The 12,119-nt window shown below is 71.7% G+C and carries 8 protein-coding genes; 1 reads left to right on the top strand and 7 read right to left on the bottom strand.

The window, feature by feature from the left end:
* Positions 1–37: 37 nt before the first annotated feature.
* Both GGE06_RS01975 and GGE06_RS01970 read right to left on the bottom strand, forming a co-directional pair.
* Positions 38–466: a GtrA family protein gene (locus GGE06_RS01975; protein WP_116165541.1), complete on the bottom strand. Its 429-nt coding sequence runs from the start codon at positions 464–466 to the stop codon at positions 38–40.
* Positions 467–621: 155 nt separating this feature from the next.
* The gene (locus GGE06_RS01970) at positions 622–1,617 is read right to left on the bottom strand and encodes a glycosyltransferase family 2 protein (RefSeq protein WP_116161029.1); all 996 of its coding nucleotides are present in this window, start codon (positions 1,615–1,617) and stop codon (positions 622–624) included.
* A gap of 260 nt (positions 1,618–1,877) precedes the next feature.
* Here GGE06_RS01970 and GGE06_RS01965 point away from each other — a divergent pair, with 260 nt between their 5' ends.
* Entirely contained in the window at positions 1,878–3,404 is a 1,527-nt protein-coding gene (locus tag GGE06_RS01965) for a DUF6056 family protein (RefSeq protein ID WP_184929883.1), read from the top strand.
* Positions 3,405–3,518: 114 nt separating this feature from the next.
* Here GGE06_RS01965 and galE read toward each other — a convergent pair whose 3' ends face one another.
* From galE to obgE, 5 genes are all read right to left on the bottom strand, one after another.
* A complete protein-coding gene (galE, locus tag GGE06_RS01960) occupies positions 3,519–4,511 on the bottom strand; it encodes a UDP-glucose 4-epimerase GalE (RefSeq protein ID WP_116161027.1) in 993 nt (330 codons plus the stop codon).
* A gap of 113 nt (positions 4,512–4,624) precedes the next feature.
* Positions 4,625–5,779, bottom strand: a complete 1,155-nt coding sequence (locus GGE06_RS01955) for a glycosyltransferase (RefSeq protein WP_116161026.1) — start codon at positions 5,777–5,779, stop codon at positions 4,625–4,627.
* Complete coding sequence (locus GGE06_RS01950) at positions 5,772–8,558, bottom strand: bifunctional glycosyltransferase/CDP-glycerol:glycerophosphate glycerophosphotransferase (RefSeq protein WP_184929882.1); 2,787 nt, start codon at positions 8,556–8,558, stop codon at positions 5,772–5,774. The genes GGE06_RS01955 and GGE06_RS01950 overlap by 8 nt, the downstream gene beginning before the upstream one ends.
* Positions 8,559–8,870: 312 nt before the next feature.
* The gene (locus tag GGE06_RS01945) at positions 8,871–10,508 is read right to left on the bottom strand and encodes a glycosyltransferase family 2 protein (RefSeq protein ID WP_184929881.1); all 1,638 of its coding nucleotides are present in this window, start codon (positions 10,506–10,508) and stop codon (positions 8,871–8,873) included.
* Between the two features lie 168 nt (positions 10,509–10,676).
* Positions 10,677–12,116: a GTPase ObgE gene (gene obgE / locus GGE06_RS01940; RefSeq protein WP_184929880.1), complete on the bottom strand. Its 1,440-nt coding sequence runs from the start codon at positions 12,114–12,116 to the stop codon at positions 10,677–10,679.
* Positions 12,117–12,119 lie beyond the last annotated feature (3 nt).

The following is a 12,119-nucleotide window of genomic DNA, read 5'->3' as shown; positions in this document are numbered from 1 at the left end:
ACGCGCCGCGCGCTCCCCGCCGCGGCTGCCAGGCAATCTACGCGAGCCGGGAGGGCTGCCGCTCGTCCGTTTCGCTCCCTGGACCGGTCGTGGCGGTGCCGCGGGTGCCACGGGGCACCAGGATCCGTTGGGAGATCAGGTAGGTGAACGGGATCGCGACGACGGCCGCGACGAGTGGCGCGATCCTGTCGTCCATGCCGGCCCAGGTGACGAGGACGTAGAGACCGACGCTCTGCACCAGGTAGTTGGTGACGTTGGTGAGCGGGAAGAGGGCGAACTTCTTCCAGGTCGGCCGGGTGCGGTAGGTGAAGTAGGTGTTGAGGAAGAAGGAGCCGATCATGCTGAGGAGGAAGGCGAGGGAGTACGCGGCGAAGTACGGCATCCAGGGGTGCAGGAGCAGGTAACAGCCGAAGAACGTCCCGGTGTTGACGCCGCCGACCAGCGCGAAGCGAAAGATCTCGGCCAGCCGCGCCCGCCGCGCGCCGGAAGCACTCGGGGCGCCGGAAACGCCCTGGCCACCGGAAGCACTCGGCCCACCGGAAACGTCCTGGGCCCCAGGAGTACTCCGCGCGCCGGAAGCCTTCCGCGTTCCGGGGTCGCCAGCTTCCCGGCCGTGCCCCATCAACGCTCCCGCTCGGCGGTCACGACGCGGACCCGTGCGGCGGCGGCGCGCTCGGCGGCCGCGCGGTCGAAGGAGCGGTGGGTCTCCTTCACGAGGAAGTGCGGGCGGCGCTTGGTCTCGTAGTAGATGCGGCCGATGTACTCGCCGATCAGTCCGAGCATCACCATCTGCACGCCCCCGAGCCCCACGATGATCGCGACCAGGGTGACGTAGCCGGGTGCGGTGACGCCCTGGGTGATCGCGGCGACGGTCACCCAGACGGCGTACAGGGCGGCGAGGCCGGTGAGCATCATGCCGAGCCAGAGGGCGATGCGCAGCGGACGGTTGTTGAAGGAGATCAGCCCGTCCATGCCGTAGTTGAGCAGGGAGCTGAACTTCCACTTCGTCTCACCGCCCTCGCGCGCGGCGTTCTGGTAGTCGAAGGTGACGGCGTCGAAGCCGATCCAGGAGAAGAGGCCCTTGGAGAAGCGGTTGTACTCGGGCAGCGACAGCAGGGCGTCGACGGCGGGCCGGGAGAGCAGGCGGAAGTCGCCGACGCCGTCGGTGAGTTCGACGTCGACCCAGCGGTTGACGGCCCGGTAGTACACACGGCTGAGCGCCGTACGGACCTTCTTGTCGCCCTCGCGGGTGCGCCGCGCCATCACCTGGTCGTGGCCCTGGTGGTAGAGGTCGAGCATGCGCGCGAGCAGCTCGGGCGGGTGCTGGAGGTCGGCGTCCATGATGACGACGGCGTCTCCGGTGGATTTGCGCAGGCCGGCGAGCATGGCGGCCTCCTTGCCGAAGTTGCGGCTGAAGGAGGCGTACTGGGTGTGCTGCGGGTGCCGGGCGGCGATCTCGCGCAGTTTGCCGAGCGTTCCGTCGGAGCTTCCGTCGTCGACGTAGCAGATCTCGTACCCGACCGGGAGTGCGTCGAGCACCTGTCGCATCCGCGTGTCGAATCGCTCGACGACGTCCTCCTCGTTGTAGCAGGGGACGACGACGGAAAGCCTGGTCATGGAACGGTCACTCCAGAGGGATGGGCGAGAGGACGTCCTGAAGGACTGGAAGGACCGCCACCGGACTCTCCTTCGAGCAGCGCGGCCACGGTACGGCGGGGCGGTGACTGCTCGGCGTCGCCCGAGTGACCACCCCTGGTCGGCATGTCGTCCATGGGGCAAAGCATGCGGGGAAGATATTGGTATACGTGGCTTTTTTAACCATTTCTCACCCATAGGGGTGACATGCCACGGATCTTGGCCAGCTGGAGCGATGACCGGTGAGCAGGACGACCATCTCGGAGCACGGTGACACACGGATGGAGACGGAGGACACGAAGGACGCGGCCGGAGCCCGGGGCGGTCTGCGGCGGGTGCCGCCCTGGATCGCGCTCGTCGTCGCCACCGCCTCGGGGGCGCTGCTCTCGGTCGGCGCCTTCCTCGGCCTCTACGTACGCCCCACGTCGGACGACTGGTGTGCGCTGTGGAAGGCCCGGGACATGGGGGTCCTGGGGATCACCTCGGACTTCTACCGCACCCAGAACGGGCGCGTCACCAACGCCTTCCTCACCGGTGTCCTCTACTCCGACGGCATGCGGGGCCCGAAGCTGCTGCCCGCCTTCCTGATCCTCGCGCTGGGCGTGGGCCTGTTCCTCCTCGGCCGCACCGCGCTGCGCTCGCTGCACCGGGCCGCGCCGCCCGCCGTGCCGCTCGTGGCCGCCGCGGCGCTCGTCTCCGCGCTGCTGTTCTTCGCCGGCACCCGCTCGTACCAGGTGCTGCTCTGGGCTCCGGCGACGATCTCCCACACCCTGCCGGCCGTGATCGGCGTCTGGACCGTGCTCGGCGCGGTCCGCGCGGCGCGCGGCGGAGTGCGCCGGGCCAGGGCCGCGGCGGTGGGGGCGGCGCTCCTGATCGGGGTGGCGCTCGGCATGCTGAGCGAACCGTTCTCCCTGGTGGCCGGGGTGTTCGCGGCCACCGTGGGGGTCCTCTGTCTGCCCCGGTTCGGCTGGACCAGGGACCGGTACGTGTCCACCTGGTGCGCGGCGGCCTGCCTCGGGCTCGTCACCGGCCTCGCCCTGCTCTACACCTCCCCCGGAGCGCGCTGGCGGCGGGCCCAGCACCCGGCGGAGCCGCTGTCGGCCGCGAGCGTCGGGGAGACCTTCCACGACTGGTGGCGCCTCTGGCAGACGATCGGCGGCCAGTGGGCGTACCTGGGGGCCGCCGCCGTCGGCGCGCTGCTCGGTCTGGCGCTCGCCGCCGGCTTCCGGGAGGAGAGGGCCTTCGAACTCCCCCCGCGCCGGCTCTTCCTCGTGGCGGTGCTGCTGCCGCTGCCGCTGATCGGCCTCGCCGGGCTGGCCGTCGTCTTCGGGCTGCGCAGCGGGTACGGGGACGTCGGCTGGACCTACGCCCGCACCTGGACCAGCTTCCTGCTCCCGCTGCTGCTCGCCCTGTGCGCGTACGGGGCGTGGGGCGGGTACGCCGTGGGGCGGCGGCTCTCGGGGGGCGCGCGTCCCGCCGGACGCGTCGCGGTCCTGGTGGCGGTCGGCACGGTCGCCGTGGGCAGCGCGGCCGCCCTGGTGCAGCCGGTGCACGCGCTGACCACGAGCACGGTGGTGCGCTCCGTGGCGTGGGACCGTCAGAACGCCCGCATCCGGGGCGAGGCGGCGGCGGGCGCCCGTGACGTCGCGTACAGGCCGCTCCTCATCGGCGGCCTCACCGAACCCCTCTTCGCGTCCTCGTACGAGCGGGACTGGGCGGCGCAGTGCACGGCCACGTACTACGGCGTGGGCCGCATCCACCGGCCCTGAGGAGATCCGCCGGCCCGGAGCCGGCCCGCGGAACCCGGCCGCGGAACCCGGGCACGCCGAAGCGGGGTACCCCCCAGGGGGCACCCCGCCTCCGCAGAACGCGGAACGTGCGTGTCAGACGGCCGCGCGGGCCGCGCGGTTGACGCCCCAGCCCTCCCAGGCCGAGCTGATCATGGAGCGGACGTCGTGCTCCGCCTTCCAGTTCAGCTCCGTCTCGATGCGCTCGGCCGAGGCCACCACGCGGGCCGGGTCGCCCGGACGGCGCGGGGTCACGAGGGGCTCGACGCTGTGACCGGTGACCTCGTTGATGAGGTTCACCATCTCGCGCACCGACACGCCCTCGCCGCGCCCGATGTTCAGGGTCAGCGCGGCCGTCTCGCCGCGCTCGGCCGCCGCGGCGAGCGAGCGGGCGGCGGCGAGGTGGGCGCTCGCGATGTCGGCGACGTGGATGTAGTCGCGGATGCAGGTGCCGTCCGGCGTCGGGTAGTCGTCGCCGAAGATGCGCGGGGACTCGCCGGCGTCGAGGCGCTCGAAGACCATCGGCACCAGGTTGAACACGCCGGTGTCGGCGAGCTCGGGGGCCGCCGCGCCCGCCACGTTGAAGTACCGCAGGCAGGCCGTGGACAGGCCGTGGGCCTGGCCGACGGCGCGGGCCATCCACTCGCCGACGAGCTTCGTCTCGCCGTACGGGCTGAGCGGCAGGCACTCGGTGTCCTCGGTGACGAGGTCCACGTCGGGCATGCCGTAGACGGAGGCGGAGGAGGAGAAGAGGAAGCTCTTCACGCCGGCCGAGGCCGCCGCGTCGAGGATCGTCTGCAGACCCGTCACGTTCTCGTGGTAGTAGAACAGCGGCTTCTCGACCGACTCGCCGACCTGCTTCTTGCCGGCCAGGTGGACGATGCCCGTGATCTGGTGCTCGCGCAGCACCCGGTCGAGGAACGCGCGGTCCAGGACCGTGCCCTGCTCCAGGACGATGCCCTCGGGGACGCGCGCCGGGTTGCCGGTGCTGAGGTCGTCCAGCACGACGACGCGCTCGCCGCCCTCGGTCATTGCTTTGACGACGTGGGAACCGATGTAACCGGCGCCGCCGGTGATGAGCCAGGTCATTCCGACAGTGTAGCCACAGGCCCAGGGCCCTCCGGAGGCTCCGGAAGTGGCCCCTGACACGCCGAAGCCCCGCCCTGACACGGGGTCGGGCGGGGCTTCGAAGCCGGCGGGCCCTAGCGCTCGATCTCCTCGAACGCCGCCTCCCACTGGTCGAGGACGTGCGGCAGCGCCAGGTGCGCGACGTGCTCGCGGCCGGCCTTGCCGTACCGGTGGCGCATCGCGTCGTCGTCCATCAGCTCGCCGAGCGCGGCGGCGAGCCCCGGCACGTCGGCCGGCGGCACCAGGGTGCCGGAGACGCCGTCCGCGACGAGCTCCCGGACACCGCCGGAGACGTCGAAGCTCACGCACGGCACGCCGCAGGCGGCGGCCTCGGCCAGCGCCATCGGCCGGCCCTCGCGCTCACTGCTGATCGCGACGACGGACAGCTCGCGGTAGGCGGCGGCCATGTCCTGCGCCGTGCCGCGGAAGACGACCTGGTCGGCGACGCCGAGGTCCTCGGCGCGCATCCGCAGCTCGGCCTCCAGCGGGCCCTCGCCGAAGAGGTGCAGCTCCCAGCCCTCGCGGCCCTGGTGGGCCTGGGCGAAGGCCTCGATCATGCGGTCGTACCGCTTGATCGGGTCGAGTCGGCCGACGGCACCGATCTTGCGGGTGTCGAGCGGGGCCAGCTCGTCCGGGAAGAACGGCAGCGGGTTCGGCATGACGCGCACGTTCGGCACGCGCTGGTTGACGAACTCGACCGCGTCGCCCTCGGAGAGCACCAGGGTCTGCTCGAGCTCCGGGTAGTGACGGCGGATCAGGCCCAGGTTGGCGCTCCGCTTCGCCTGCGCGAAGGACTCGTGGTACTGCCCGATGCCCTTGAGGTGACGCCACTTCAGCGGCATGACCCAGTCGACCGCCCACGGCGAGCCGAAGACGATGTAGCCGTCCTTGACCTCGGCGAGCTTCCGCTCGAACTCGGCCCGCGCGCTGTCGCGGTCGGCCCGGGCGCGGCGGGCGTCGGCGCGCCGCGCCAGGCTGATCCGGTCGCCGACCGTGCGGACCGGCGGCTTGGGCTCGGAGGGGGCCGGGTAGAGCGTCGTGTGCCCGTACGAGCGGCTGGCGTTGTACGGGAACGGCTCGGGGCTCGGCCTGATGCCGATCAGCTCGACGCGGTGACCGCGCTCCCCCATGCCCTGGGCGAGGGTGTGCAGCACCCGCTGGGATCCACCCATCGAGTCGACGTCGATACCGACGAAGAACACGTTGCGGACAGGGGAGGCCTCAGTCATGGGTGCCGCCTTCGAAAAAAGCGTCGACCACCATCTTGCTGGCGTGGCCGGTCTCGTACGAGCAGAACATTTCCTGGAAGCGCGCGTACCGCTGGGCGTGGCGCTCCTGGGTGCCCTCGAGGTCCCGCACGGCGGCGGCGAGGTCCTCGGTGGTCGTCACCATCGGGCCGGGCGCGATCTCTTCGAGGTCGTAGTACGTGCCGCGGTCGCCGCCCTTGTACGCCTCGTAGTCGTCCGTGTAGAGGATGATCGGGCGGCCGGTGTTGGCGTAGTCGAACATCAGCGACGAGTAGTCCGTGAGGACCGCGTCCGAGGCCAGCATCACGTCGTTGATGTCGGCGTAGGAGGAGCCGTCGCGCAGGAAGTGACCCAGCTCCGGAGCGATCTTGAACCGGTCGTACGGGTGGGTCCGGACGACGATGATCCACTGGTCGGAGAGGTGCGGGGCCAGCGCCTCCAGGTCCACGCGCACCGACTGTCCGGTGCGGCGGGCCGCGTCACGGAACGTCGGGGCGTACAGCAGGACCTTCTTGTCGGCCGGGATGTTCAGGGCCTCGCGGACGGTGGCGGCCCTGGCCTGCTGCTCGGGCTCGGCCCAGCGCACCAGAACGTCGTTGCGGGGGTAGCCGGAGCGGATCAGGTCGGCCGAGACCTCGAAGGCCGGGACGAAGGTCCGCTCGAACTCGGCGCTCGGGCAGACGAGGGCGTCCCAGCGGCCGACGGCGGCGCGGAAGCGGCCCTTCTCGATCTCCGAGGCGCCCCGCAGCGAGGGCACGTCGAAGCCCATCGCCTTGAAGGTCTGGCCGTGCCAGGTCTGCAGGTACCGGGTGCCCTTCGGCTTCGGGTACAGGTACGGCAGGTTGTGCGAGTCGACCCAGAAGCTGGCACGGGCCAGCGCGCGTCCGTACGCGAAGCTGCCGCGCTTGACGAGGGTGACGTCCTCCGGGAAGGACGAGCGGTCGCCGGAGTACGACCAGACCACGTCGATCGGGAGGTTGCGGCGCTTGAGCTCCTCGTAGATGTAGCGCGGGCTGTCCGCGTAGCCGCGGCCCTCCAGGGCCTCGAACACGGCGAGCTGGCGCTTGCGGCGCGGGAACTTGGACACGGCGTCGTAGGCGCTGGCCTTGCCCTCGTTGCCGACGAGGATCTTCCTGACCTTGCCGACCTTGCCCTTGGCCTTGCGGGCGACGGGGCCGAGCGGCTCGAGCGACTTCAGGACGCCGGACCGCTGCCAGGTCACCTCGAGGCGTCCGGCACCCTTCTGCTCCGCCTTGATGCGGAGGTGGTGGATGCCGAACCGGTGGTACGTGACGGTGGCGCGGAAGTCCGGCTGGTCGTACTTGGCCAGCAGGATGTCCGTGCGCTGGGCGCCGTCGCGTTCCAGGGCGACCACCGGGTGGCGGCGGGTCGCCACGCCGACCTTGCCGACGGGCACCTTGCGGAAGTCGAGCTCGACCTTGGAGACGTACTGCCCCTCGCCGTGCGGGCGCAGCGTCAGCGGCACCGTGAGCGGCGTCTTGTGCGCGGCGAGCTTGACCGAGGCCTTGGTGTCCTCGGTGATCAGGCCGGCCGGGTCGTACGTGTGGATCTCCAGGTGCAGGACCGGGCCCCGCATCGACACGGAGGTCAGCTCGTGGCGGACGCGGCCGGTGGCGAGCACCTGCTCGCGCATGTACCACTCGCTGATGTCCAGCGCGTCGCGGCTCGCGTCGTCGGCGGGGGCGACGGCACCCCAGTAGGTGGTCTCGCCCTCCTCCGTCATGAAGCGCGGGGCGAGCTGCGGCCGGCCCAGCTGGCGGCAGGCGATCTGGAGGTCCTCCAGGCGGCCGGTGCGCAGCAGGTGGATGCAGATGCGCTCCTCGCGGGAGAGCCGGGCGTAGGTCTCGTCGGAGATCTCGTCCAGGTACGGGTTCACCACCTCGGCGAACTCGGCGATCCAGTCGAGGTCACGGAACGGCAGGTCGCCCAGGTACAGGCGGAAGTCGTGGCGGAGGAACTTGTAGTCCTTCTCCGCGCGCAGCCCGCCGCGGTCGTTCTCCTCGAACCAGGCGTCGATGAGCCGGGCCACGCCGATGCGGTCCGCGACGTTCTGGATCTTGTGCCGGCTGGAGGAGATGGAGACGCTCTCCGGCGCGAGGCGCCAAGTGTAGACCGACCACGGGACGACGGCGAAGGACTCCGCGAGCGAGAAGGCCTGCGCGGAGAACAGCTGGTCCTCGTAGTGGATGCCCTCGGGGAAGGTGAGGGCGTTGTCCCGGATGAAGGCGGTCCGGTAGAGCTTGTTCGTCGAGAGGTGGTCGAAGAAGTACTCCGGGGCCTCGGCGATGCCGTCGACGACGCGCTTCTCGGTGAAGAGGTGCGGGTACCAGAGGCCGGTGGTGTTCGTCTCCTCGAAGAGGCGGGTCACCTCACCGGTCACGAAGTCGACCCCGGTCTCCTCGGCGACGAGGAGCAGGCTCTTGCAGGCATGGCGGGGCAGCTCGTCGTCGCTGTCCAGGAACATGATGTGCGGGGCGCGGGCGACCGCGATGCCGCGGTTGCGGGGCGCGCTGCAGCCACCGCTGTTCTGCTCCAGGCGCACGTAGCGCACCCGCGGGTCGGAGGCCTCCAGAGAACGTGCGACACGCTCGGTGCCATCGGTCGAACAGTCGTCGGCGATGATCACTTCGAGGTTGTTGAGGGTCTGGTCGAGCACGGACCGGACCGCTCGCGGGAGCCGTTCCTCATCGTTGTACACGATGATGACGACGCTCACATCAGGGACGTCGCTAGTCGGCATCCAAGTCCTCTCACAAGTGCGGGCGGCGACACGTGGCACGCGTTCCGGCCAGGCGCAGCACTGCCTGCGCCATGGTCAATGGCGCGCTACTGCCTTCGGTGGTGAAGGGTGTCGCCCCCTCATGTTCGACGAGCGCCACCCGGCGACCGGAAAGACTACCCGGCAGGAGGAATTGTTTCATACCTGCTCTCCCGGACCTTCGGTGATGTTCACCGCATCGTTCACCCCGTGATCAGCACTCGATCACGGTCTCGGTCGCGGTCCCGGTCGCGGCATCGGCCACCGCTTGACCACCGCTTGACCACCGCTTGGTCACCGGGCGGCGAACAGCCTCTTGAACCGGCCGGACATCACCTGACGTGCGCCGACGGCGCCGCCCGCGAAGCGGAGGACGAGCCCGCGGCGCGCCGAGGCCACGACCTGGACGAGCAGCACCCGGCCCAGTCGCCCGAGGACCATCCCGCGCCGGCCGACGAAGCCCTGCGGGGCCCTGACCTCGGCCTCTCCGGTCGAGCCGTCCGCGTACCGCAGCTCGGCGCGGACCGACCAGGCGGCGAGCCGGCCCGCCCGGAGCAGCTTCGCGGTCGGCAGCGACACGGTCGCCGTCCAGCCCTCGTCCACGGGGAGCAGCGGCGCGTCGGCCGACAGCTCGCCCGCCGAGACCCGCTCCGTGAACGACACGCGGACGGCGGTGGGGCGCAGCGCCGCGACACGCCCGTACAGCTCGTGGACGGTCAGGGTCAGCCGGGTCGACGCGCCGACGGTCACGGCCCCGTCCACGGCCAGGGGCAGCTCCGCGGGCGCGAGCTCCGCGAGACCCTCCAGGGGTACGTCGGCGGGCGCGGCCGACAGGACCGGCGCGCCGTCCTCGCCGCGCGGGTACGGCGGCACGAGGCGGGGCAGGGGTGCGGCCAGCTCGACGAACCGGGTCAGTTCCCGCCCCTCGGGCACGGCGGGGAGGGCCGCGAGTCCGGCGTGCAGCCAGCGGCCCGGGGCCTGCGCGTCGGCGACCGCGGCGGACTCGAAGCCGGCCAGGTGCGCGCGGGTCGCCGTCCACCAGGCGGCCCGGTAGGCGGCGGTCCGCTGCGGCAGCTCCCGCAGGTACATGGGGAGGTCGTAGTCGAGGAACTTCGTCTGCGCGGCGCGGGCCAGCGCGGGCCGGCCCGCCGTGCGGAACACGTCGACGACGGCGGCGTGCGCGGCGATCCGGTGTTCCCAGTTGGCCAGGGAGGCGCGGCGCAGCGAGATCGACAGGGTCGCGGCCTGCCGCCGCACGTGCCACACGTAGACGGGCACGTCGGTGACGGCGAGCCGGGGGGCGGCGGCCTGCACCCGGGCGCTGAAGACGAAGTCCTCGTAGTGGAAGGCGCCGTCGGGGAAGCGGATGGCGTGCCGGTCGAGGAAGTCCCGCCGGTAGAGCTTGTTGACGGAGAGGGTGTCGAGGACGAACTCCGGGTGCTTCTCGATGCCGTCGAGGACGGTGCCGGGGAGCGTGGCGCCCTGGGACGCGTCGTACAGCGAGGGCGCCCAGACGGTCTCGCGGCCCTCGGGGAGCTCGCGCCGCACGCAGATCCCCGCGACGACGTCGGCGTCCTGCTCGTCGGCGACGGCGAGCAGTCCGTCGACGGCGCCGGGCAGCAGCAGGTCGTCGCTGTCGAGGAAGAGGACGTACGGGTGGACGGCGGCGTCGACGCCGTCGTTGCGGGGGGTGCCGCAGCCGCCGCTGTTCTCCCGCCGGATCAGCGGGCGCACCCGCGGCTCGTCGGCGAACCCGGCGAGGACCCCGGGCGTGTCGTCCCCGGAGGCGTCGTCGACGACGAGGACCTCGCCGACCGCGTCGCCCTGCGCGAGCGCGGAACGGACGGCGTCGCCGACGTGGGCCGCGTCGTTGTACGCGATGACGACGACACTGACACGCGCGGCGGCCTGCGGCCGGGGGCTCTCACTCACCCGTGAATCCTACGTGTCCCCCGAACGGCCCCCTGGCGACCTGAACCGGAACCGGAACGTCCACGGCGGGACGGCTCCCCCAGGTCCGGGACCCGCCCCCGAACGGCACCGGCCGGGCACCTCTGGGGTGCCCGGCCGGTGCCGTGGCGGGTCGGACCGGGGCAGGTCCTAGAACGGGTCGAACTCGTCGTACTCGCGCTGCGGGTCGACGCGCTCCGCCTCGCGGTCGCGGCGGCGCTGGGCCGCCGGGCGCGGGGCCTCCAGACGGTGGTCCTCACCACGGCGGCCGAGCATCTCGGCGCCGGCCATCATGGTGGGCTCCCAGTCGAAGACGACCGCGTTGTCCTCGGAGCCGATCGCGACGCCGTCGCCCGCGCGGGCACCGGCCTTCATCAGCTCGTCCTCGACGCCGAGGCGGTTGAGGCGGTCGGCCAGGTAGCCCACGGCCTCGTCGTTGTTGAAGTCGGTCTGGCGGACCCAGCGCTCCGGCTTCTCGCCGCGCACCCGGTAGACCTCTTCGTGCTCGTCGTACGTGACGGTGAAGCCCGCGTCGTCGACGGCCTTCGGGCGGATGACGATCCGGGTCGCCTCCTCCTTCGGCTTGGCCGCGCGCGCCTCGGCGACGATGCCGGCGAGGGCGAAGGAGAGCTCCTTCAGACCCGTACGGGCCACGGCGGAGACCTCGAACACCTGGTAGCCGCGCTCCTCCAGGTCCGGGCGGATCATGTCCGCGAGGTCCTGGCCGTCCGGGATGTCGATCTTGTTGAGGACGACGATCCGGGGCCGGTCCTCCAGGCCGCCGTACTGCTTGAGCTCCTCCTCGATGACGTCGAGGTCGGTGACCGGGTCGCGCTCGGACTCCAGCGTCGCCGTGTCGAGGACGTGGACGAGGACCGAGCAGCGCTCCACGTGGCGGAGGAACTCGAGGCCCAGGCCGCGGCCCTGGCTGGCGCCCGGGATCAGACCCGGCACGTCGGCGATCGTGTAGACGGTCGAACCGGCCGTGACCACACCGAGGTTCGGGACGAGCGTGGTGAACGGGTAGTCCGCGATCTTCGGCTTGGCGGCCGAGAGCACGGAGATCAGCGAGGACTTGCCGGCGCTCGGGTAGCCCACCAGCGCCACGTCGGCGACGGTCTTGAGCTCCAGGACGATGTCCCGCGCCTCGCCGGGCTCGCCGAGGAGCGCGAAGCCGGGGGCCTTGCGGCGCGCGGAGGACAGCGCGGCGTTGCCGAGGCCGCCGCGGCCGCCCTGGCCGGCGACGAAGGTGGTGCCCTGGCCGACCAGGTCGGCGAGGACGTTGCCCTGCTTGTCGAGGACGACGGTGCCGTCGGGCACGGTCAGGACCAGGTCCTGGCCGTCCTTGCCGGAACGGTTGTCGCCGGCGCCGGGCTGACCGTTGGTCGCCTTGCGGTGCGGGGAGTGGTGGTACTCGAGGAGCGTGGTGACCGACTGGTCGACGACCAGGGTCACATCGCCGCCGCGGCCGCCGTTGCCGCCGTCGGGGCCGCCGAGCGGCTTGAACTTCTCGCGATGGACGGAGGCGCAGCCGTGGCCTCCGTTACCCGCGGCGACGTGCAGCTCGACGCGGTCCACGAAGGTGGTCATGGT

It is taken from the genome of Streptomyces nymphaeiformis (assembly GCF_014203895.1).
GTDB classification, from domain to species: Bacteria; Actinomycetota; Actinomycetes; order Streptomycetales; family Streptomycetaceae; genus Streptomyces; species Streptomyces nymphaeiformis.
This window is presented reverse-complemented; position numbering and strand designations above follow the sequence as displayed.